This is a genomic window from Hyphomonas jannaschiana VP2 (genome assembly GCF_000685215.1).
GTDB classification, from domain to species: Bacteria; Pseudomonadota; Alphaproteobacteria; order Caulobacterales; family Hyphomonadaceae; genus Hyphomonas; species Hyphomonas jannaschiana.
On record NZ_ARYJ01000010.1, the window covers coordinates 87,899 to 110,208 of the forward strand.

The 22,310-nt window shown below is 61.2% G+C and carries 18 protein-coding genes and 1 tRNA gene; 1 reads left to right on the top strand and 18 read right to left on the bottom strand.

Annotated elements, in window-relative coordinates:
* Positions 1-10: 10 nt before the first annotated feature.
* The 9 genes from nuoG to HJA_RS14195 form a co-directional block, all read right to left on the bottom strand.
* A complete protein-coding gene (gene nuoG / locus HJA_RS14155) occupies positions 11-2,077 on the bottom strand; it encodes an NADH-quinone oxidoreductase subunit NuoG (protein ID WP_035583482.1) in 2,067 nt (688 codons plus the stop codon).
* Between the two features lie 11 nt (positions 2,078-2,088).
* Positions 2,089-2,421, bottom strand: coding sequence for a hypothetical protein (locus tag HJA_RS14160; RefSeq protein WP_155840016.1), 333 nt, complete (start codon positions 2,419-2,421; stop codon positions 2,089-2,091).
* A gap of 71 nt (positions 2,422-2,492) precedes the next feature.
* Positions 2,493-3,797 (bottom strand): NADH-quinone oxidoreductase subunit NuoF, encoded by a 1,305-nt coding sequence (gene nuoF, locus HJA_RS14165; protein WP_035583430.1) that lies wholly within the window; start codon positions 3,795-3,797, stop codon positions 2,493-2,495.
* 3 nt (positions 3,798-3,800) lie between these two features.
* Entirely contained in the window at positions 3,801-4,883 is a 1,083-nt protein-coding gene (gene nuoE, locus HJA_RS14170) for an NADH-quinone oxidoreductase subunit NuoE (protein WP_035583432.1), read from the bottom strand.
* A gap of 70 nt (positions 4,884-4,953) precedes the next feature.
* Positions 4,954-6,159, bottom strand: coding sequence for an NADH-quinone oxidoreductase subunit D (locus HJA_RS14175; protein ID WP_035583434.1), 1,206 nt, complete (start codon positions 6,157-6,159; stop codon positions 4,954-4,956).
* A gap of 3 nt (positions 6,160-6,162) precedes the next feature.
* On the bottom strand, positions 6,163-6,783 hold the full coding sequence (locus tag HJA_RS14180) for an NADH-quinone oxidoreductase subunit C (protein WP_035583435.1): 621 nt from the start codon (positions 6,781-6,783) through the stop codon (positions 6,163-6,165).
* A gap of 9 nt (positions 6,784-6,792) precedes the next feature.
* The gene (locus HJA_RS14185) at positions 6,793-7,362 is read right to left on the bottom strand and encodes a NuoB/complex I 20 kDa subunit family protein (protein WP_035583437.1); all 570 of its coding nucleotides are present in this window, start codon (positions 7,360-7,362) and stop codon (positions 6,793-6,795) included.
* Positions 7,362-7,727, bottom strand: coding sequence for an NADH-quinone oxidoreductase subunit A (locus HJA_RS14190; protein WP_375210548.1), 366 nt, complete (start codon positions 7,725-7,727; stop codon positions 7,362-7,364). Before HJA_RS14190 ends, HJA_RS14185 begins: the two co-directional genes overlap by 1 nt.
* A 218-nt stretch (positions 7,728-7,945) precedes the next feature.
* Complete coding sequence (locus HJA_RS14195) at positions 7,946-8,902, bottom strand: peptidoglycan-binding domain-containing protein (RefSeq protein WP_035583439.1); 957 nt, start codon at positions 8,900-8,902, stop codon at positions 7,946-7,948.
* 242 nt (positions 8,903-9,144) lie between these two features.
* On the opposite strand from HJA_RS14195, the gene purB reads away from it, so the two are divergent.
* The gene (purB, locus tag HJA_RS14200; RefSeq protein WP_035583441.1) at positions 9,145-10,443 is read left to right on the top strand and encodes an adenylosuccinate lyase; all 1,299 of its coding nucleotides are present in this window, start codon (positions 9,145-9,147) and stop codon (positions 10,441-10,443) included.
* 41 nt (positions 10,444-10,484) lie between these two features.
* Here purB and eda read toward each other — a convergent pair whose 3' ends face one another.
* The 9 genes from eda to HJA_RS14245 form a co-directional block, all read right to left on the bottom strand.
* A complete protein-coding gene (gene eda / locus HJA_RS14205; RefSeq protein ID WP_035583443.1) occupies positions 10,485-11,126 on the bottom strand; it encodes a bifunctional 4-hydroxy-2-oxoglutarate aldolase/2-dehydro-3-deoxy-phosphogluconate aldolase in 642 nt (213 codons plus the stop codon).
* Positions 11,123-12,085: a glucokinase gene (locus tag HJA_RS14210; RefSeq protein WP_035583447.1), complete on the bottom strand. Its 963-nt coding sequence runs from the start codon at positions 12,083-12,085 to the stop codon at positions 11,123-11,125. Before HJA_RS14210 ends, eda begins: the two co-directional genes overlap by 4 nt.
* Positions 12,082-13,920 carry a phosphogluconate dehydratase gene (edd, locus tag HJA_RS14215; RefSeq protein WP_035583448.1) on the bottom strand — a complete coding sequence of 613 codons (1,839 nt, stop codon included), beginning with the start codon at positions 13,918-13,920 and terminating at the stop codon, positions 12,082-12,084. The genes HJA_RS14210 and edd overlap by 4 nt, the downstream gene beginning before the upstream one ends.
* A gap of 1 nt (position 13,921) precedes the next feature.
* Entirely contained in the window at positions 13,922-14,632 is a 711-nt protein-coding gene (gene pgl / locus HJA_RS14220; RefSeq protein ID WP_035583449.1) for a 6-phosphogluconolactonase, read from the bottom strand.
* 4 nt (positions 14,633-14,636) lie between these two features.
* Positions 14,637-16,106, bottom strand: coding sequence for a glucose-6-phosphate dehydrogenase (gene zwf / locus HJA_RS14225; RefSeq protein WP_035583451.1), 1,470 nt, complete (start codon positions 16,104-16,106; stop codon positions 14,637-14,639).
* A gap of 282 nt (positions 16,107-16,388) precedes the next feature.
* The gene (locus tag HJA_RS14230) at positions 16,389-17,993 is read right to left on the bottom strand and encodes an alpha-amylase family glycosyl hydrolase (protein ID WP_035583452.1); all 1,605 of its coding nucleotides are present in this window, start codon (positions 17,991-17,993) and stop codon (positions 16,389-16,391) included.
* Positions 17,990-19,597, bottom strand: coding sequence for a GMC family oxidoreductase (locus HJA_RS14235; RefSeq protein WP_035583453.1), 1,608 nt, complete (start codon positions 19,595-19,597; stop codon positions 17,990-17,992). The genes HJA_RS14230 and HJA_RS14235 overlap by 4 nt, the downstream gene beginning before the upstream one ends.
* A gap of 64 nt (positions 19,598-19,661) precedes the next feature.
* Positions 19,662-21,941: a Tex family protein gene (locus HJA_RS14240; RefSeq protein WP_051597725.1), complete on the bottom strand. Its 2,280-nt coding sequence runs from the start codon at positions 21,939-21,941 to the stop codon at positions 19,662-19,664.
* A gap of 190 nt (positions 21,942-22,131) precedes the next feature.
* Positions 22,132-22,207: transfer RNA gene (locus HJA_RS14245), tRNA-Trp, on the bottom strand.
* Between the last annotated feature and the right edge of the window lie 103 nt (positions 22,208-22,310).

Below are 22,310 nucleotides of genomic sequence, written 5' to 3' on the forward strand. Positions count from 1 at the left end.
GGCGCCCGCCCTACTCCGCTGCTACCGGAGTGTCCAGCGCTGTCGCCAGCGCGGAGCATTCCGCCATGGTTTTCGATGCCCGGGCGATCGGATTGGTCAGATAGAAGTCTCCGATCACCGGGGTGAATGGTGTGCCGGACAGGCTGCCCGCGCCTTCCGGAACCGCCTTCAGTGCTTCGGCACCCGCAGCGCCCGGCGCGTAGCCGATGCCTGCAAACACCGCATTCTCACGCAGGCTTTCGCGCAGCGCTTCGACCGTGTCGTAAGGCAGAGTCTTGCCCATCACATCCGACAGGGCACGGAAGATGGCCCAGCCTTCGCGCGCCTCGCCTTTCGGCTGGACGGCTTTCGACGTGACCTGCACACGGCCTTCGGTATTCACATAGGTGGCGGCCATTTCGGTGTAGGCCGCCGACGGCAGGATGATGTCCGCGCGGCTTGCGCCAGCATCGCCATGCGAACCGACATAGATGACCGTTGCGGCAGATGTCTTGGACAGGTCCGTGTCATCGGCGCCGAGCAGGACAATTGTCTCCTTGCCGCCGCCCAGGATCTCAGCTGTCGCTTCGCCGCCCTCACCCGGCACGAAGCCGACATCCAGCGCGCCGACGCGGCCAGCAGCATTGTGCAGCACGCCGAAGCCGGCCCAGTCATCCGCGACGGCGCCGGTCTCGTTGGCCAGCTTGATTGCGGCAGCCAGAATCGCCTCGCCATCGTCATGGCAAAGCGCGCCTTCGCCGAGGACGATCATCGGGCGCTTGGCGCCTTTCAGGAACTCGGCCGTCTCAGCCTTGCTCAGCGCGTCTGCGCTGTTGCCGAGGTGGGTGTAGTCATAGGTCAGGTCAGCCGCTTCGCCGATCAGGGCAACCTTCAGGTCGGCCCAGAGCCAGGTCTTGCGGATACGGGCGTTCCAGACAGCGGCTTCGACGCGCGGATTGACGCCGACGAGCAGCAGCGCGTCCGCTTCTTCCACACCGGCCAGAGTCGGGTTGAGAATATAGTGCTCGCGCACACCATCTGTGCCGTACTTCGCACCAGCCGGGCGGCAATCGGTGTTCTGGACGCCGAGCGAGCGGAACAGGTCAAGCGCAGCCTTGGCCTGCTCGACTTCGATCAGGTCACCCGCAACCACGCCGATCTTCTCGGCCGGCTTCGACAGCGCCTCTTTGGCAGCAGCAAAAGCCTCGCCCCAGCTCGCCGGTTTCAGGCGGCCATCGACGCGGACATAAGGCGTATCGAGGCGCTGGCGGGCGAGGCCATCCCACACGAAGCGGGATTTGTCGGACAGCCACTCCTCGTTAATATCTTCGTTCACTTCCGGCATGATGCGCATCACACCGTCGCCCTTGGCGTCGACGCGGATGGCGGCGCCCATGGCGTCCATCACGTCGATGGAGGACGTCTTGCGCAGCTCCCACGGACGGGCATTGAAGGCGTAGGGCTTCGAGGTCAGCGCGCCGACCGGGCACAGGTCGATCACGTTGCCGGAAAGCTCCGACGTCAGATTTTTCTCGAGATAGGTCGTGATCTCTGCGCTCTCGCCGCGCGAAATCATGCCGATCTCTTCAACACCGCCGACTTCCGCGACGAAGCGCACACAGCGCGTGCACTGGATGCAGCGGGTCATGATCGTCTTGACCAGCGGCCCCATATTCTTGTCTTCGACGGCGCGCTTGTTTTCTTCGTAACGGCTGCCGGCCCGGCCATAGGCCACGGCCTGGTCCTGCAGGTCACACTCGCCGCCCTGGTCGCAGATCGGGCAATCCAGCGGGTGGTTGATGAGCAGGAACTCCATCACCCCGTTGCGGGCCTTGTCGACATAGGCACCCTTGGTGCGGATGTTCGGCGGCGAGCCGTCACGGTTCGGGCGCATGTCACCGACATTCTGCGCACAGGACGCAATCGGCTTCGGCGCGCCTTCCCACTCCACGAGGCACATGCGGCAGTTGCCCGCCACGGACAGGCGCTCGTGATAGCAGAAGCGCGGAATCTCGGCGCCCGCTTCCTCACACGCCTGCATCAGCGTGTAGGTCTTCGGAACCTCGATTTCCTTGCCGTCGATATTAATTTTGAACAGGTCAGTCATGGTCAGAACTCTTCGGCAGGATTGATTGCCAATTTGCGCATGCGTCTCATAACACCACGCCACAACCATATCGAAACGGCTGCAATGAAAGAGAAAATGGCGCACAGAAAAACGGTGTCTGTCAGGCCGTTAATAGCGGAAATGGCCACGGCACCTGCTACCGCAACGATTCCAATACCAGCCACGACAACCAACGCACGCGAATAGAAGAAAGATATAACTCCGCCAATCGCTAAAACGCCAAGAATTGCGCTGAGAACCCAAGTCATTCGCTCCGCAGAACGAAAGTATTCGTCGGTCATTCTCGAATAGCTAGAAGCGGTCTCCGCAGCCATTATAGCGAAGATCCCGCACCCGAGGGCAACCAGTACACTCCACCCGACTGTCACTGGGGTTTTCATCCGCCCTACTCCGCCGCAACGACTGCGCCCTGCACCATGGCGCGCGGCAGTCTGTACTGGTTGATGCGGTCTTCGATTTCCGGCCGGAAGTGACGGATCAGGCCCTGGATCGGCCAGGCCGCTGCGTCGCCAAGCGCGCAGATCGTGTGGCCTTCCACCTGCTTGGTCACGTCCAGCAGCGTGTCGATCTCGTCGTGCTCGGCTTCGCCCTTCGCCATGCGCTCCATCACGCGCCACATCCAGCCGGTGCCTTCACGGCACGGCGTGCACTGGCCGCAGGATTCATGCTTGTAGAAGTAAGCGAGGCGGGCAATCGCCTTGATGAGATCGGTATCCTTGTCCATCACGATCACGGCCGCCGTGCCGAGGCCGGACTTCAGGTCACGCAGCGTGTCGAAGTCCATATAGGCGTCCATGATCTGCTCGGCGGGCACCATCGGAACCGACGACCCACCCGGGATCACGGCCTTCAGGTTTTCCCAGCCGCCGCGAATACCACCGCAATGCGTATCGATCAGCTCACGGAAGGTGATCGACATCTCTTCTTCGACGTTACACGGCTTGTTCACATGGCCGGAGATGCAGAACAGCTTGGTGCCGGTATTGTTCGGGCGGCCGAAGCCGGCGAACCATTCGGCGCCACGGCGCAGGATCGTGCCGGCAACAGCAATCGATTCCACATTGTTCACGGTCGTCGGGCAGCCATAGAGGCCGGCATTGGCCGGGAATGGCGGCTTCAGGCGCGGCTGGCCCTTCTTGCCTTCCAGGCTTTCCAGCAGGGCAGTCTCTTCGCCGCAAATATAGGCGCCGGCGCCGTGGTGGACGTAGAGATCGAAATCCCAGCCGTTCACATTGTCCTTGCCGATCAGCTTCGCCTCATAGGCTTCCTTGACGGCCTTTTCGAGCGCGTGGCGCTCGTTGATGTATTCGCCGCGCAGGTAGACGTAGCATTTGTGTGCCCGCATCGCGCGCGACGCGATCATACAGCCTTCGATCAGAAGATGCGGATCGTGGCGCATGATTTCACGGTCTTTACACGTGCCGGGCTCGGACTCGTCGGCATTGACGACGAGATAGTGCGGACGGTCGCGCACTTCCTTCGGCATGAAGGTCCACTTCAGGCCCGTCGGGAAGCCGGCGCCGCCACGGCCGCGCAGGCCGGACGCCTTGATCTGGTCGCAGATCCAGTCAGGTCCCTGATCCAGGATTTCCTTGGTCAGGTGCCATGCGCCCCGCTTCTTCGCCGCGTCGAGTTCCGGCGAATGCAGACCGTAGAGATTGGTGAAGATGCGATCCTTGTCCTGCAACATGGCCTAGTCCTCATCTTCCTGGCTGGAGGGGACGTCGCCCGCATCCACGCGCTTGGAGAATTCCGTTTCGCCGCCCTCGGCCAGCGTTTTCGCCTGGGCAATCCAGTCTTCGCGCTCAATGCGCCCGGGGAAGCTCATGAAGTCTTCGACCCAGTCGACATTTTCCGGCGTCCACTCGGCGATCTGCTTGAAGGTGTAGATGCCGAGCTCGTTGAGCGCGTCTTCATTCTTCGGGCCGATGCCCTTGATGCGCTTCAGGTCGTCATAAGAAGCCGGATCGATCGTCACAGCGGCCGGGCGCTCACCTGTCTCAACCTTCTTGCCCGTATCAATCAGCGTCGTCTTCGTGTTGGAAGCGACCGGCTCTTCGCGTTTCGTATTGGTCGGCGCAGCCGCCTCGGGCTTGCCGGCAGCTTCGGCCTCTGCAGGCTCGGCGGAAGGCAGGTTCGGTAGCGTGGCAACCGAATTCCGGCTGCCGTCAAACAGCGAAGGATCGGTCAGCGTGGTTGCACCACCTTCCGGCGCGCTGTTCACGCGATCAATCTGCGGGCCTGGCGCGACTTCGACGCCATTCTTCAGCTTGCCGAGGATCTGCGACAGCGTTTCCGGCGTCAGGTCTTCGTAATAGTCGTCATTGATCTGCACCATCGGCGCATTCACGCAGGCCCCGAGGCATTCCACCTCTTCCCACGAGAGACGGCCATCGTCGGTGACATACATGATGTCGCCGATTTCCTTCTGGCAGACTTCTTTCAGCTTCTCGGCCCCGCGCAGCTGGCACGGCGTCGTGCCACAAAGCTGGACGTGGTATTTCCCGACCGGCTGAAGGCGGAACATCGTGTAGAAGGTCGCGACTTCATAGACGCGGATATAGGGCATTTCCAGCCGGTCGGCGACTTCGCGCATTGCCGGCTCGGACAGCCAGCCATTATTGTCTTTCTGGGCAAGCCACAGCATGGGGATGACGGCCGAGCGCTGCTTTTCCGCCGGGTACTTGCCCCGCCAGAAAGCAATCTTCTCTTCCGTTTCCGGCTTGAAGGCAAACGTATCGCCACCAGCCTCAAGATCAAAACGGCGCAGTGCCACTACTCGATCCTTCCTGCAAAATACAATTCGATTTCATCCTGAGACGGATGAAATATTTCTACTGCGGACATCAGCGGTCGATCTCCCCGAACACAATATCGAGGGACCCGAGAACGGCCGAGACATCGGCCAGCATGTGGCCGACGCAAAGGTGATCCATCGCCTGAAGGTGCGGATAGCCCGGCGCGCGGATCTTCGCGCGATACGGACGGTTGGTGCCGTCGGACACGAGGTAGACGCCGAACTCGCCCTTCGGCGCTTCGATGGCGGCATAGACCTCGCCTTCCGGCACGTGGAAACCTTCGGTGTAGAGCTTGAAGTGATGGATCAGCGCTTCCATCGAGTTCTTCATTTCGGCGCGGCGCGGCGGCGATACTTTCGAGCCCTTCGCCAGGACCGGCCCCGGACCTTCGCGGTTCATGATGTCGATGCATTGCTGCATGATCTTGGTCGACTCGCGCATCTCTTCCATGCGGCAGACATAGCGGTCGTAATTGTCGCCGTTGCGGCCAACAGGAACCTTGAAGTCGAGTTCGTTATAGCACTCATAAGGCTGGGCACGGCGCAGGTCCCAGGCATAGCCGGATCCGCGGACCATCACGCCGGAGAAACCCCAGTCCATGATTGTCTTCTCGTCCACGACGCCGATGTCGACGTTACGCTGCTTGAAGATGCGGTTCTCGGTGATCAGGCCCTCGATCTGGTCGAGTTTCTTCGGGAACTGCTCGCACCATTCCGAGATGTCATCCAGCAGCGCCTGCGGCAGGTCCTGGTGGACGCCGCCCGGGCGGAAGTAAGCGGCGTGCATGCGGCTGCCGGAGGCGCGTTCGTAGAAGACGCAAAGCTTCTCGCGCTCTTCGAAGCCCCAGGTGATCGGGGTGAGCGCGCCGACGTCCATGGCCTGCGTCGTCACGTTCAGCATGTGCGACATGATCCGGCCGATTTCGGAATAGAGCACGCGGATCAGGCTGCCGCGGCGCGGCACTTCAAGGCCGAGCAGTTTCTCGACCGCCAGGCACCAGGCATGTTCCTGGTTCATCGGGGCGCAGTAATCGAGCCGGTCGAAATACGGCATCCCCTGCAGGTAGGTCTTGTACTCCAGCAGCTTCTCGGTGCCGCGGTGCAGCAGGCCGATATGGCTGTCGACGCGAGTCACGACCTCACCGTCGAGATCGAGGATCATGCGCAGCACGCCGTGCGCGGCCGGGTGCTGTGGCCCGAAGTTCAGTGTGAACTTGCGGTCTTCCATTTCGGAGATGTGAGCGGTGTCGGCCATGTCTTACGACTCCGTCGCTTTCTCGTCGCCGGGGATCTGGGACGTCATGCCCTCCCACGGGGAGAGGAAGTCAAAGTTGCGGTATTCCTGTACGAGCTGCACCGGCTCGTAGACCACCTTCTTCTCAAGGTCGTCATAGCGGACTTCGTAATTGCCGGTCAGCGGGAAGTCCTTGCGCAGCGGATAGCCCTCAAAGCCATAGTCGGTGAGGATGCGGCGCAGATCCGGGTGGTCGGCGAACTGGATGCCATACATGTCGAAGGCTTCGCGCTCGAACCAGTTGGCGGCCGGCCATACGGCGCAGGCGCTTGGCACGGCGGTGTCTTCATCGGTCGACACGCGCACCCGGACACGGTGGTTCAGGTGCATCGACAGCAGGTGGTAGACGACCTCAAAGCGCTCGCCGCGCTCCGGATAGTCCACGCCGCAAATGTCGATCAGCGTTTCGAAATCGCACTGCGGGTCTTCGCGCAGGAAGCGCAGCAGACCCACAATGTGGTCGCGCTCGGCCATAACGACCAGCTCGTCCATGTTGATGTGGAAGCTCTTCACCGCATCCGCGCGCGAAGCGGCGATATGTTCGCCGAGATCCTTGAGGGCGTCGATGGCGTCCTGGTTCAGCATGTCTTTCCCCTAGCGCTCCAGCGAGCCTTCCCGGCGGATCTTCTTCTGCAGCTGCAGGAAGCCGTACACGAGAGCCTCAGCGGTGGGCGGACAGCCCGGAATATAGATGTCGACCGGCACGATCCGGTCACAGCCGCGCACGACACTGTAGCTGTAATGGTAATAGCCGCCGCCATTGGCGCAGCTGCCCATCGAGATCACGTAGCGCGGCTCCGGCATCTGGTCGTAGACCTTGCGCAGGGCCGGGGCCATCTTGTTGGTCAGCGTGCCCGCGACGATCATCACGTCCGACTGGCGGGGTGAGCCGCGCGGCGCCATGCCGAAGCGCTCAAGGTCGTAGCGCGGGTTACCGGCATGCATCATTTCAACAGCGCAACAGGCGAGACCGAAGGTCATCCACATCAGGGAGCCGGTCCGCGCCCAGGTGATGAGATCATCGGCCGCCGCCGTGAAATAGCCCTTGTCAGCCAGCTGGTCGGACAGGCCGGAATAGAACGGATCGTCCTGTCCGGGCTTGAAACCGCCTTCGACGCCCGAACGGGCGCCGCCCAGCGCGTAAGTCTTGAAGTCTTCGGCCATTATTCCCACTCCAGCGCGCCACGGCGCCATTCGTAGATGAAGCCAACGGTCAGCACGCCCAGGAAGACAACCATCGACCAGAAGCCGAGCAGCCCGATCTTGCCGAGGCTGATCGCCCACGGGAACAGGAAGGCCACTTCAAGGTCGAAGATGATGAACAGAATGGCGACCAGGTAGAACCGGACGTCAAACTTCATACGGGCGTCATCGAAGGCGTTGAAACCGCATTCATAGGCGGAGTTCTTTTCCGGATCAGGCTCGGAGGGGGCCAGCAGCAAAGAGCCAACCACGAAAAGGCCCGAAATCACGGCACCGAGCACCAGAAAAATGATGACCGGTAGATAGTCGAGCGCCAGCCGTTCGATGTCCGACATGAGAGAGGGCCTCCTAGCCTGTGCTGGCGCCGGATTAGGACGGTTTTGCCATCCACGCAACACATCCACGCCACATAACGGTGAGACTTATCTTAAAGTCTGCTTTCGGCCACCTCACGGGCCTGCATGTGCGGCTGTGCGTCACGGCTGATGGCGACAAATGCCCGTCCGGAAGGCACGCCTGCCCCCAAACATCCGCCAAATCTCGGCTAGTCGGGCGAAACGCCCAGCGACTCAACCGTCCCGATGGTCAGGTATCCAACCGGCAGGCCGTTTTTTTCCTGCCAGTCCTCCATCGCATTCAGCGTCGCCGGACCGAAAACCCCATCGGCCTGGACTTTATAGCCTTTCGCCGCCAGCGCCCGTTGAACCTCGGCGATCTTGGCCTTGGTCGCATTGGAATCACACAGGACTTCGCGCCATTCGACCGTTCCACCGCCGGTGACGGTCCGCTTCTCGATCGTCTTGTATGTGGCCGGCACGACAATCGTTTCCTGTTGTTCCGGCGTCACAAGGCGCTGGACCTCGACCTCTTCGTATTCCGCCGGGAGGATTTCCTCCACCACCTGGGCCGGCTCCCGCAGGACCTGCCGCTCGATCGTACGGAACCGCGCGGGAATCACACGTGTTTCAACACGTTCAGGCGTTTTCAGGCGTGTCCGGCTGACCGTGTCATACTGCGCCGGCACTTCCACACGGCACAGAACCTCCCCCGTGGCGAGGGTGATGTTATCTTCACCGGATGGCTGGCGCCCGAACAGCCCGGCGCCGGGCTTCCAGGTGACATAGGCAGGGCGCACAAGAACCCGTTCGGTAAAAGTCTCGTACTCGGCCGGAATCACGACCGTCTCGGTTTGCTCCGGCACGACCAGCAGCTGTTCGGTCTCGATTTCATAGACCGGCGGCACCACGCGATAGGTTAGCGCCTGCTCCTTCACCAGCACACGCTGGATTACCGTCTCATAAGTCGCCGGAATGACACGCGCTTCGGTGTGCTCTGGCTGGTCCAGCACCTGCTCGGTCTGGATTTCATAGGTTTCGGGGATCAGGACCCGCGCATAGCACGATCCGGGTGCCGCATCGGCCGGATAGTCGCCTGTGCCCTGCGCGGCGGCCGCTCCCGCCAGCACAAGGCTGGCGACTGACAAGGTGAGAATTCTGCTCATTCCAAGTCCCCTTCCCATATGTCCCCTTCATACAGGCCGCTTCCTTCTGGAAGCGATCATACGCCCTCAACTTAGCGTAACCCTATCCGGGCGGCCACACTCTTCGCCAATCCGGCGTATCCCTATCCTTCGCGGGGATCGGGTTTTCCGGCAAGCGTGCGACCTGCCACAGGGGGTGGCAAACCAGACGGTTCGGCGTATTAGGGGCGCGAACAATCCGGCCCAAACATCAGGAATCCGCCATGATCCCCCGTTATACCCGTCCCGAAATGGCCGCCATCTGGTCTCCGGAATCCCGCTTCGGCATCTGGCTCGAAATCGAGACCCTCGCCGCAGAGGCCATGGAAAACCTCGGCATCATCCCGGAAGGCACCACGGCGGCCGTTCGCGAGAAGGCTGCGTTCGAGGTGGACCGGATCGACGAGATCGAACGGGAAGTGAAGCACGACGTCATCGCCTTCCTGACCAATGTCGCCGAACATGTCGGCGAGCCTGCCCGCTTCCTGCACCTCGGCATGACGTCCTCGGATGTGCTCGACACCTGCCTGAACGTCCAGATGGTGCGCGCCGCTGACCTGCTGCTGACCGGCATCGACCGGGTGCTGGCTGCCCTCGAAAAGCGCGCCTTCGAACACAAGCTGACCCCGACCATCGGGCGCAGCCACGGCATCCACGCCGAACCGACGACCTTCGGCGTGAAGCTCGCCACCTTCCATGCCGAGTTCCAGCGCGCCCGTGCGCGCCTTCTGATCGCGCGCGAAGAAGTCGCCACCTGCGCCATCTCCGGCGCGGTCGGCACCTTCGCCAATATCGATCCGAAAATCGAAGCGCACGTCGCCGAAAAGCTGGGCCTCGCCATTGAGCCGGTCTCGACACAGGTTATCCCGCGTGACCGCCACGCCATGTATTTCGCCGTGCTGGGCGTGATCGCCTCCTCGATCGAACGCCTCGCCACCGAAGTGCGCCATCTTCAGCGCACGGAAGTGCTGGAAGCCGAGGAATATTTCTCGGCCGGCCAGAAGGGCTCGTCCGCCATGCCGCACAAGCGCAATCCGGTACTGACCGAGAACCTCACCGGCCTTGCCCGTCTTGTCCGCTCAGCCGTCACCCCGGCGCTCGAAAACGTCGCGCTCTGGCATGAGCGGGACATTTCCCACTCCTCCGTCGAACGCGGCATCGGTCCGGACGCCACCGTCCACCTCGACTTCGCCCTGCACCGCCTCGCCGGTGTGGTCGAAAACCTGGTGGTCTATCCGGAACGGATGCTGAAGACGCTGAACTCCATGGGCGGCCTGCACAATTCGCAGCGCGTCCTGCTCGCCCTCGTCGAGGCCGGCAACAGCCGGGAGGATTCCTACCGCATGGTCCAGCGCAACGCGATGAAGACATGGGGCGGCGAAGGCCCGCTTCTGGACCTGCTCCAGAAGGACGAAGACGTGATGGCGAAGCTGACCAAGGAACAGCTCGAGGACCTCTTTGACCTCGACTATCACTTCAAGCAGGTCGACACGATTTTCGAGCGCGTTTTCGGTCGTTCCTAGTCAGCGACAAGTCCGGACAGGTCCGGCTTAGTCCGCTATAGTCATGAGCTGATCGCGCTTAAGGCCTCCCTGGCCTTGCGCGAGATGCCTTGCCAGTCACCAGAATCAACGTCGGCCTGCGTCGCGACCCACGACCCGCCGACAGCCACGACGTTCTTCAAGGCCAGATACTCCCCGGCATTCTCGGCACTCACGCCGCCAGTGGGCATGAACTGAAGATGCGGCAGAGGCCCGGCCAGCGCCTTCAGCGCCGGCACGCCACCGGCAATGTTCGCCGGGAAAAGCTTCAGCATTTCAAAGCCTTCCTCATGCCGGCTCATCGCTTCGCTCGCCGTGGCCACACCGGGGATCATCAGCGGCCTGTGCTCACCCAGCGCCGCCAGGAGGCCGGAGCTCATGCCCGGCGAGACGAGAAAGTCCGCCCCCGCCTCGACAGAGTTGCGAACATCCTCTCCGCTCAGCACCGTCCCGGCCCCCACCAGCAGGTCCGGCGCCGCCGCCTTCATCGCCGCAATCGCCCCAATCCCCGCCGGCGTCCGAAGTGTGACTTCTGCAGTGGTTAAACCACCTTCCAGCAAGGCTTTCGCAAGCGGCGCGGCCTGCGCCACATCGCTCACCACAAGCACCGGCACAATGGGAGCCTTGGCGACCGCAAGTCTCAGTGCGGTAAGAGGCGAAGTCATTTGCGTAGCTCCTGATCATAGTATGCCGCTGCCCCGATAAGTGGCGCTTCCGGATCCTTCATCAGAACGACCGGGCAGTTTTCGAGAAAATCACTCATGGGTCCGCGTGCCCGGAACCGATCGGCCGCTTCAGGCATCCGCAAAAAGTCGACGATCCGCTCCGTCACGCCGCCTGCCAGCACGACGCCTCCCAGCGCGCCATTGGCCAGCGCGAGGTCGCCGACCGCCCCCATCACCGTACAGGCCCGGACGAGAATGAGCTGAACATACATCTCGTCTCCTGCATCCGCACGCTCGCGCATGTCGGCAGGCGACAAATCTTCGACCGGCCGGCCGTAGATCTCGCAAAATGCTTCATGGATTGGCACCAGTCCCGTTCCGGATGCGACCAGCTCATTGGAGACATAGCCAAACTTCCTGAGGAGGATGCCTGCCAGCTGAAACTCCAGCTCACTTCGGGGCGCAAAAGCCATATGACCGCCTTCTCCGGTCAGCACATTCCAGTCTCCGTGATCTGGAATCAGCGTGGCCACGCCAAAACCGGTGCCCGGCCCGGCAACAATGACCGGCGCCTCAGGGTCCGGTGTCCCGGGCAGGATCGGTTCGAAACGATCCGGTTCCAACTCCGGTACTGCCCGCGCCATCGCCGTGAAATCATTGATCAGCCGCGCATCGCTGAAGCCGAACCGGGTCTGCAGGGTCTGCTCAGACACATGCCAGCCGCGATTGGTCAGCGTGACCTCCCCATGCCGCACTGGCCCTGCCAGCGCGAAGCAGGCCCGGTCGGCGCGGGCGCCTGACTGGTTAAGATAAGCGGACAGGACGTCGTCAATGCCGTCAAAATCATCCCCGGCGAACTTTACAAAGCTGCCTGTCACAATCTTGCCGCCCTGCCGGTGGGCGATGGCGAAACGGACATGCGTTCCGCCGACATCTCCCACCAGAATGTCTTCACTCAAGGCTTAGCCTCCCCGGCGACAAATTCGAACTGGCTGGCCCCTGTGTCTGCCGTCCCGCTCATCTGCCGGAAATAGGAGAACATCTCGCGTCCCAGCCCGACGGACGAGGCATTCGGCCGGAACTCCGCCGGGCGTCGCGCGGCAAATTCCGAAGGATCAACCTTGATGTCGAGTGTGCCCTTTTCTGCATCGAACACAATCATGTCGCCGTCACGGACGCGGGCCAGCGGACCTCCACGCGCCGCCTCCGGACTGACATGAATGGCAGACGGCACTTTGCCGCTGGCACCGGACATGCGCCCATCAGTGACGAGGGCCACCTTAAAGCCCCGATCCTGCAACACGCCCAGTGGCGGCGTCAGACTGTGCAGCTCAGGCATGCCATTTGCCGCCGGCCCCTGAAACCGAACCACCGCGACGAAGTCCCGGTCGAGGCGCCCGGCTTCGAAGGCCTCTTTCAGCGCTTCCTGGGATTCGAAGACGATCGCCGGCGCTTCGAGCACGCGCTTGTCCGGCTTGACGGCAGAGACTTTGGAAACACCGCGTCCGAGCGGCCCTGTCATCAGCCTAAGTCCGCCATCGGACGAAAATGGATCACTGGCTGGCCGGATAATGTCGTGATCCCCGCTTTCTTCGGGGGCTGGCCGCCAGGAAACCTTGTCTCCGTCCAGGAACGGTTCGTGAGAATAGTCCGAGATCGGCCCGGCAACGCCTCGCGCTTCTCCGTTCAGAAGTCCCGCTCCGAGCAATTCGCGTACTACGAATCCCATGCCACCCGCTGCGTGGAAATGGTTCACATCTGCCGGTCCGTTTGGATAGATCCGGGTGAGCAGTGGTGTGACATGGCTGATGTCCGCAAAATCTTCCAGCGTGACGATGATGCCTGCTGCGGCCGCCATGGCTGGAATGTGCAGGGCATGATTGGTTGAACCACCTGTCGCCATCAGGCCAACGATACCATTGACGATGGATCGCTCGTCGATGAGTTCACCGGCCGGCAGGTAATGCTCCCCTTGTGCGGTAATCGCTGCAGCACGATGAGCCGCCGCTTTGGTCAGCGCCGTCCGCAGCGGTGTGCCGGGATTGGTAAAGGCTGCACCTGGCAGATGAAAGCCCATCACCTCCATCAGCATCTGGTTTGAATTTGCCGTGCCATAAAAGGTGCAGGTGCCTTGCGCATGATAGCTTTCCGCTTCCGCCTTCAGGAGCGCACGCCTGTCCACCTTTCCCTCTGCAAATAACTGACGGATACGGATCTTTTCTGGATTGGGAAGGCCGGAGGGCATGGGCCCGGCCGGCACAAAGATGGACGGGATCCAGCCGAAGCGCAGCGCCGCGATGACCAGCCCCGGAACGATCTTGTCGCAGACGCCCAGATGCAGGGCCGCATCAAAGACGTCATGGCTGAGACCGATGGCAGAGGCCATGGCGATCACGTCCCGCGAGAACAGCGACAACTCCATGCCCTGCTGGCCCTGCGTTACCCCATCACACATGGCTGGCACGCCGCCTGCCACTTGCGCGACAGCGTTCACTTCACGGGCGGCTTCACGGATGATTTCGGGATAATGCTCAAACGGCGCATGGGCTGACAACATGTCATTATAGGCCGTGATAATTCCGATATTGGGCCAGCCTGCGCCAAGCAGCTGGGTCTTTTCAATAACGGCGCATCCGGCTGAGGCATGTGCAAGATTGCCTTCTGTCAGATGCCCCCGGGCAAAGCCATCCGGCCGCCGGGCACGGATCATCTCCAGATACGCCGCCCGGGACTCAGCCGACCTCTCGCGGATACGTTCCGTGACTTCAGCGATTTTCGGATGCAGGTTGGTCATCTCAGGGTGCCCATATAATTGTGAGACGCGGCCCGAGCTTGTCGATGGCGTACCGGACGGGCATGTCCATCGGGTCAGACTTCAGCGCGCGCTCCAGAACGTCCAGCTTCTCATCACCGAACAACAACATCAATGCCATGCGGGCCGAGGTGACCGCCGGACCTGTCAATGTCAGTCTCTGTGTATTTGAACCCGCGCCGGGACAACCGGTTGCATCGATCGCTGCAATTGTTTCGCCATCCGCCGGTGTCAGAGCCGTTTCGAGTCCCTTTGCCCCGGGAAACCAACTCGCCGTATGCCCGTCGCCGCCCATACCAAGCAGGAGCATATCTGCCGGCGCACAATGCGGCGCATAGGCGGCATTGCGGTCGGGCACCGCGTCTCGGGGGGCGGCTGCCACAGTCTTCATCGGGATGAGCCCTGCGGCACCCGCAGCCCCTTTCAACAAGCGCGTCCGGACCAGTGCTTCATTGGAAAAATCATGATCCAATGGCACCCAGCGCTCATCCACCAGGCCGACACTCACACATTCCCAAGGCAGGTACCAGTCCGAGAGGCGGTCGAAGAGCGGCCCGGGCGTGGAACCGCCGGACGTCATGAAATCCGCTCGGCCTCGATCGGCAATTGCGCGCTGCAGTCCACCAGCGACGAACTTCGCGGCGAAATCCAGCGCGGCTTCACGCGTCTCGAAACGGACCAGTTCATGTTTCATCCGTCTACAACCCTTCCCACCATGCGCGGTCATCGCGATCCATCAGCATGGCAGCCGCCAGCGGCCCGTCGCTACCAGCCGGATAAGGCTCGGGCGAGCCTCCTGCCTGCTCCCAGGCCTCGATCAACGTATCCACCCATGCCCAGGCCGCTTCGACTTCTTCCTTCCGCATGAACAGGGACAGGTTGCCACGCACGACATCCATCAACAGGCGCTCATACGCGTCCGGATAGCGGACTGTGAAGCTTTCCGCGTAAGACAGGTTCAGCGGCATGGATTTGACCCGCAGCCCGCCAGGCCCCGGCTCCTTGATCTGTACGAACAGGCGGACGCCTTCATCGGGCTGGAGACGGATGACCAGCCGGTTGGCCATGTCATTGCCTTCGCCGAACAGAGAGTGCGGCGTCTTCTTGAACTGGATCACAATGTCTGAATGCCGGTGGGACATCCGCTTACCGGTACGCAGGTAAAACGGCACGCCCGCCCAACGCCAATTGTCGATCCCGGCCTTGATGGCAACGAAGGTCTCCGTGTCGCTCTTGTCGACGCCGGAGAGCTCCTCGGCATAGCCTTTGACAGCCTCTCCGCCCTTCATCCCCGCTTTGTACTGGCCCCGTACAGTCTGCTTTTTTGCCGCTTCTCCGTGGATCGGCATCAGCGCGTTGAGGACCTTGATCTTTTCCGTCCGGACATCGTCGTCATCCAGCTGGTTCGGTGGTTCCATCGCTGTCAGGCACAGCAGCTGCAACATATGGTTCTGTACCATGTCCCTCAGCGCGCCAGACCGGTCGTAGTAGTCCGCCCGACCTTCCAGGCCGAGATCCTCCGCAACAGTGATCTGGATATGGTCAATATAGTTCCGTGACCAGAGCGGTTCGAACAGGATATTCCCGAAGCGAAGGACCATCAGGTTCTGAACCGTCTCCTTGCCGAGATAGTGGTCGATCCGGAACACCTGCCGCTCTGAGAAGACGGCGCCAACGCCGTCATTGATGGCCCGGGCGGATTCAAGATCCTTCCCGATTGGCTTTTCCAGAACGACCCGCGTATTGCTTGCGGCAAGCCCTTCCTTGCCGAGCGCGTTACAGATCTCCACATAAAGCCCCGGAGCCGTTGCCAGATAGAAGACGCAGGGGCGCTCCCCATCCATGGTCAGCTTGGATTTCAGCGGCGCCCAGTCTTCCTTTGTGTTTGTTGCATCAATCGAGACGTAATGGATCAGCTTCTCGAACTTGCTCCATTCCTTGTCGTCCCAGTTCTCGCCAGTCGCCTTCTCGCAAGCCTCCCGGGCCATCGCGCGATAGGCCTTGTCATCAAGGTCCGAGCGCGCCGCGCCGACTATGGCGCTGTTTTTTGGAATCTGCCCGTCAAGCCAGCGGTGGAACAGGGCCGGAAGGAGCTTGCGACGTGATAGATCGCCGGTTCCCCCGAAAATCACGATGTCGAAGGGGTCGACCGGTATGAATTTGGCCATATCGCGCTCCTTTCACGCGGTTACCAGGTATTCTTGTTAGTGCATTCCGGGAAAGCTGAAAAATTTTGGCGCGAGGATTCTCTCTTGATCCATCAATCGCCCAATCTTTCATTGGATTTGCACGCAAACACCTCCGATGAGGTCATGCAGATTCCTGCGAAAAAGCGATATTTGCGACACCAATCGATCCTCACGAGGCTCGTGCCTGAATTTATTACAACGTTGTCTTTTTGCTCTTAGCGGACACCGCCCCATCATGACAAGCAGAACTCGCTTTCAGCGTCAGCGCCTGAGGATCAGGAATGAATGGGGTGGCAAAACCCTACCCGGAGGCTGGTCCAGACCCTCGGACTGGATCAGGACGGCGCCATCCAATTGGATCGCTTCCGGAAGCTCGACGGCCGAGGCACCGAGATTGAAGACACACATCACCACTTCAGCCCCGAAAGAGCGTATCATGATAAGCAACGGCTCCGGACTTTCTGCGAAAGAGACGTCGCCCCATTTCAGGGCCGGGCTCGACTTGCGAATATCCAGTAGCCTCCGCGTAAAATTCAACACCGAGTCCTGGTCTTCCTCCTGCACACTTACGGACAGACGGGGGTGGTCAGCTCCCACCGGCAACCAGGGCCTGGCCTGTGAGAACCCTGCATTCGGGGCGTTTTCTTCCCAAGGCATCGGCGTCCGCGCGCCGTCCCGCCCCAGCGTACGCGGCCAGTTCGCGATGGCTTCCGGATCCTGCAGGGCCTCAAAGGGCACATCCACCTGCGTCAGACCCAGTTCCTCCCCCTGATACAGGATCGGATTGCCCCTCAGGCAAAGAAGCAGCGCATTCGTCAGCTTCGCAAACCGGGGCCTGTCCGGCCCGTCATACCATCGGCTGACACACCGTGGCGCGTCATGGTTCGAAAATTCCCAGGACGGCCAGCCCTCTTCCAGTGATCCGGTCCAGTTGCCTTGTGACCTGCGAACGCGCCTCGCCGTCAATGTCTGGGCGTACAGGAAATCGAAGCTGTAGGCGGCGGTCAGCCGGTCATCGCCGCGCGTATAGGACCGCATTGTCGGCAAAGGGTCGTCACTCGCGACTTCGGCAACGGTGTACCGGTCACCATATTCATCTGTCAGGTCGCGGACGCGTTTCAGGAATTCCGGAACTTCCGGCTGTGACTGGTTATACTCCCGGCGCTGAAGGTCAAAAGGCCGTGTAATCGTCCGGCCTGCAGGATCCCATGGGGGATTGTCCCGGAAATCCCGGTCGTGCATGGCAAAATTAATCGCATCCAGCCGGAAGCCATCCACGCCCCGGTCCAGCCAGAAGCGCGCTGTCGCCAGCAATGCGTCCTGAACCTCTGGATTGTGCACGTTCAGCTGCGGCTGTCCGGGCAGAAAATTGTGCATGTAATATTGCTGGCGCCGCGCATCCCATGTCCACGCAGCCCCACCGAAGACGGCCTGCCAGTTATTCGGCGGCGTCCCATCCGGCTTCGGATCCTGCCACACATACCAGTCTGCCTTCGGATTATCCCGGTTCTGGCGGGACTCGGTGAACCAGGCATGCTCATCTGATGTGTGGGCATAGACCTGGTCGATAATTACCTTCAGCCCATACCCGTGCGCACGGTCCAGAAGCTGGTCAAAATCCTCCAGCGCGCCGAAGACCGGGTCGACAGAACAATAGTCCGAGACATCGTAGCCGAAATCCTTCATCGGCGACGCGAAAAAAGGTGAGATCCAGATGCCATCCACGCCGAGTGAGGCAATATAGTCCAGTTTCTTCGTAATGCCCGGCAAATCCCCGACACCGTCACCATTCGTATCAAGATAGGAACGCGGATAAATCTGGTACAGGACCGCGCCGCGCCACCAAGGCTGTTCCGGCTTGCTCATGTCATCATCTCCCGGGAAACCTTGTCTGCAATCATGATGGTCGGCGTATTCGTATTGCCGGATGTGATCGTGGGCATGACGGACGCGTCGATGACCCGCAAGCCGTCCACGCCAATCACCCGCAAATCCTTGTCGACCACAGCCGACGGATCATCCCGGCGTCCCATCTTCGCTGTACCCACGGGATGGAAGATCGTCGTGCCGATGTCGCCAGCCGCCTTGGCCAATGCGGCATCGTCATTCCCCACGGCAGGTCCCGGAAGGAACTCCTCCGGCGAAAACTGCGCCATGGCCGGCTGCCCCATCAGCCGCCGGGTCACGCGGATGGCATCAGCAGCCACTTTCCTGTCCTCATCCGTAGAGAGATAATTCGGCGCAATCTCCGGCCTCGCAGCGGGATCGGGTGACACAATACGCACGTCGCCTCGAGAGGTCGGCCTGAGATTACAGGCACTGACGGTGATCGCGGGAAATCGGTGAAGTGGGTCGCCGAATTTATCCAGCGATAGCGGCTGAACATGAAATTCGATGTTTGCGCGGTCCTGCCCGGCATCGGAACGCGTGAAGATTCCAAGTTGTGAAGGCGCCATGGTGAGCGGACCGCGCCGCCGCAAGGCATAGTCCAGCCCCATCAGACCGCGCCGGAACAGATTGTGATAGGTCTCGTTCAGCGTTCGCGCTCCGGACACCCGATAGATGGCACGTTGTTGCAGATGATCCTGCAGGTTCCGGCCCACACCTGTGCGGTCAGCCTGAACCGCGACGCCTGCTGCCTGCAGCACATCTCCCGGTCCGATACCGGAGCGTTGCAGGACCTGCACAGACCCTATTGCCCCGGCGGACAGGATCACTTCTCCCCGGCATCTTGCCCGCCGGTGCCGCCCCTCCTGAAGGAAATCGACCGCCACCACACGCCCACCGTCCATAACCAGCTTATCCACCAGGCACCCCGTCTCGATACGGAGGTTCTCCCGCCCCATCGCCGGCTTCAGGAACCCGCGCGCCGCAGACCAGCGCAAACCCTTCTTCTGGTTCACATGAAAGTAAGAGGCGCCTTCATTGTCACCGGTGTTGAAGTCCTCAACCGGCTGAATACCCATCTCTTCTGCAGCGTCGCGCACGGCATCCAGAATACCCCAGCGCACGCGCGGCGCCTCGACACGCCATTCTCCGCCTGCGCCATGCGCTTCGCTCTCCCCAAGAAAGTGATCTTCAATCCGGCGGAAGACCGGCAGCACGTCTTCCCAGCCCCACCCCGGCAGGCCGAGACTTTGCCAGTAGTCGTAATCCGCTGCCTGCCCGCGCATGGAAATCATGGCGTTGATCGCAGATGACCCGCCAAGCACCCGGCCGCGCGGATAGTTCAGCTTGCGTCCATTAAGGCCCGGTTCCGCCACCGTCTCGAACATCCAGTCCGAGCGCGGGTTCCCGATCGCAAACAGGTATCCAACCGGAATATGGAACCAGACCCAGTTATCCCGTCCGCCCGCCTCCAGCAGCAGCACGCGGCGCTTACCACCTTCCGACAAGCGGTTGGCAACGACGCAACCAGCCGAACCGGCGCCCACGATGATGTGGTCGTAGTCCCCGTCCAGATTCGCCATGCCGCTCAAATTCGCCTCCCGGTAAGAAGGCCATTAGGCAACAGGGCGGATGCGGCGTCCACCCTTACCGGAGGGAGGCCAGCACGCCGAACGGACTGTCAGATGGCTTCCGCTCAGGCGCTTTCGACGCCTTGTCGGACTTCGCCGCCGGACGGACGCCCTGCCGTTTCATGCTGAGTCCGATGCGCTTGCGCGCAGCGTCCACCTCCAGGACAACAACATTTACCACCTGCCCCGTCTTCACGACGGTGTGCGGATCCTTCACGAAGGTATCAGCCAGTTCGGAAATATGAACCAGGCCATCCTGATGGACGCCAATATCCACAAACGCCCCGAAGGCGGTGACATTGGTCACCACACCTTCCAGCCGCATCCCCGGCTTCAGGTCGCCAATCGTATCGACGCCCTCTTTAAAAGTCGCCGTCGTGAATTCAGGCCGCGGATCCCGTCCCGGCTTTTCCAGTTCGGAGAGGATGTCCTTCACGGTCGGCACGCCAAATGTGGCGTCCGCAAAATCCTCTGCCTTCAGTTTCGACAGGAACGCCTTGTCGCCGATCAGGGCATCAACCTTACGGCCGGTCTTCTTCGCGATGCGCTCAACGACCGGATAGGCCTCCGGGTGGACCGCCGACGCATCAAGCGGGTTCTTGCCGTCCATGATGCGCAGGAAGCCGGCAGCCTGCTCAAACGCCTTGGGGCCAAGACGCGGCACCTTCTTCAACTGGCTGCGCGACGTGAACGGTCCGTTCTTGTCACGATAGGCAACAATGTTGGCCGCGATCGTCACGTTGAGCCCGGCAACACGCGACAACAGCGACGCCGACGCCGTGTTCACATCCACACCGACCGCGTTCACGCAGTCTTCCACGACGCCGTCCAGTGATTTTGCAAGTTGGCCCTGATCGACGTCATGCTGGTACTGGCCGACGCCGATGGCTTTCGGCTCGATCTTGACCAGTTCCGCCAGCGGATCCTGCAAGCGCCGGGCGATGGACACCGCCCCGCGGATGCTGACATCCAGATCCGGGAACTCCTTCGCCGCCAGTTCGGACGCAGAATAGACCGAAGCGCCAGCTTCCGAGACCATCAGGCGCGTCAAATTCAGATCCGGCAATCTGTCGGACAGGTCTGCGACCAGCTTGTCTGTCTCGCGTCCAGCAGTCCCGTTCCCTACACTGACGAGTTCGACCTTGTGTTTCTTGCAAAGCGTGGCCAGCGTCGTCAGGGCACCCGTCCAGTCTTTCTTCGGCTCATGCGGATAGATCGTCGCGGTGTCGATCAACTTGCCAGTCGAGTCCACGACAGCAACCTTGCAGCCCGTCCGGATGCCCGGATCGATTCCCATGACGACCTTGTGCCCGGCCGGCGCGGCCATCAGCAGGTCTTTCATGTTTCGGGAGAACACCCGGATCGCTTCACTATCTGCTGCATCCTTAAGGCGATTGATCGACTCGCGGGAGCTTGACGGTTCCAGCTTGCCCTTCCAGGCCGCTTCGGCCGTTTCCATCAGCCACTCGTCAGCGGCACGGCCTTTCTTTGCGAAACCGAATTCGGAACAGATTTCCCGCACGGCCGGATGATGGCGCGTATCCGTGTGCGGCACATCCACCTTGATCCGGAGGATACCTTCCTTCTGCCCCCGCAGCATGGCCAGCGCGCGGTGCGATGGCATCTTCTCGAACGGCTCATCGAAATCGAAATAGTCGGCAAACTTCGCCCCTTCGGTTTCCTTGCCTTTGACAAGCGAGGATCCAAGCTTGCCCTGCTTCCAGACCGTCTCGCGGATCTTGCGGGAAAGGCGCGGTGTTTCCGCGATCTTCTCGACGATAATTTCCCGCGCGCCGCTCAGCGCGGCATCTGGCGTATCCACGCCTTTCTTTTTCGAGACGAAGGCTTTGGCCTCCGCTTCCAGAGCCACCGCCGGGTTGGCGAGAATGCGCTCTGCCAGCGGCTCCAGCCCTGCTTCCTTCGCGATGGTCGCCTTGGTCCGGCGCTTCTGCTTGTAAGGCGCGTACAGGTCTTCCAGGGCCACCTTCGTCGTGGCCGCCATGATCTCGCGCTCAAGGTCTGGTGTCAGCTTGTCCTGTTGCCGGATGGCGTCAAGGATCGTGTCGCGGCGCTTGGCAAGTTCGGTGAGATAGTCGAGGCGCTCTGCCAGGGTCCGCAGCTGCGTGTCATCCAGCCCGCCTGTGCGTTCTTTCCGGTAGCGCGCGATGAAGGGCACCGTCGCGCCTTCTTCGAGCAATTCAATCACGGTCTCGACCTGGCGTTCGGAAATGCCGAGTTCCTTTGCGATCAGCTTTGCAATCGACGGCGCGGCAGAGGTGCGGGGTTTGGCTGGCATGAAACGATCGCCTTTCTGGCAGGAATTGACGGACGCGCCGGATGACGCAGGACCCAATCAATTCACCTGAAATCGTTCACACCTCGTTTACGCTTAGAGGTGGCGCAGCATTATTTTTGTGGATTGCGCAGGCATAAACGAACGTGTCCTGAACGCGGCGGTGTGCGGCTGCTATTTCAGGAAATCCGCCTGGCAGGGGCAGCAGGACTCGAACCCGCGACCCTCGGTTTTGGAGACCGATGCTCTACCAACTGAGCTATACCCCTTCAGGCGAGGTGAGGGTTTGCCCCAAACTCCCTGCCACGGCAAGCCGGAAGCTTCAGCGAAAAGCCAATTTTGGCAATCTCTCCCCAACAAGCAAAAAGGCCG

What these genes read in the sequence shown, in the direction of transcription:
- purB (WP_035583441.1), top strand. Translation starts at nt 9,145, where the DNA reads ATGATCCCCCGTTATACCCGTCCCGAAATGGCCGCCATCTGGTCTCCG.
- pgl (WP_035583449.1), bottom strand. Translation starts at nt 14,632, where the DNA reads ATGAAACATGAACTGGTCCGTTTCGAGACGCGTGAAGCCGCGCTGGAT.
- HJA_RS14230 (WP_035583452.1), bottom strand. Translation starts at nt 17,993, where the DNA reads ATGAGCAAGCCGGAACAGCCTTGGTGGCGCGGCGCGGTCCTGTACCAG.
- eda (WP_035583443.1), bottom strand. Translation starts at nt 11,126, where the DNA reads ATGACTTCGCCTCTTACCGCACTGAGACTTGCGGTCGCCAAGGCTCCC.
- HJA_RS14235 (WP_035583453.1), bottom strand. Translation starts at nt 19,597, where the DNA reads ATGGCGAATCTGGACGGGGACTACGACCACATCATCGTGGGCGCCGGT.
- zwf (WP_035583451.1), bottom strand. Translation starts at nt 16,106, where the DNA reads ATGGCCAAATTCATACCGGTCGACCCCTTCGACATCGTGATTTTCGGG.
- HJA_RS14175 (WP_035583434.1), bottom strand. Translation starts at nt 6,159, where the DNA reads ATGGCCGACACCGCTCACATCTCCGAAATGGAAGACCGCAAGTTCACA.
- edd (WP_035583448.1), bottom strand. Translation starts at nt 13,920, where the DNA reads ATGACCAACCTGCATCCGAAAATCGCTGAAGTCACGGAACGTATCCGC.
- HJA_RS14195 (WP_035583439.1), bottom strand. Translation starts at nt 8,902, where the DNA reads ATGAGCAGAATTCTCACCTTGTCAGTCGCCAGCCTTGTGCTGGCGGGA.
- nuoF (WP_035583430.1), bottom strand. Translation starts at nt 3,797, where the DNA reads ATGTTGCAGGACAAGGATCGCATCTTCACCAATCTCTACGGTCTGCAT.
- HJA_RS14180 (WP_035583435.1), bottom strand. Translation starts at nt 6,783, where the DNA reads ATGCTGAACCAGGACGCCATCGACGCCCTCAAGGATCTCGGCGAACAT.
- HJA_RS14160 (WP_155840016.1), bottom strand. Translation starts at nt 2,421, where the DNA reads ATGGCTGCGGAGACCGCTTCTAGCTATTCGAGAATGACCGACGAATAC.
- HJA_RS14185 (WP_035583437.1), bottom strand. Translation starts at nt 7,362, where the DNA reads ATGGCCGAAGACTTCAAGACTTACGCGCTGGGCGGCGCCCGTTCGGGC.
- HJA_RS14240 (WP_051597725.1), bottom strand. Translation starts at nt 21,941, where the DNA reads ATGCCAGCCAAACCCCGCACCTCTGCCGCGCCGTCGATTGCAAAGCTG.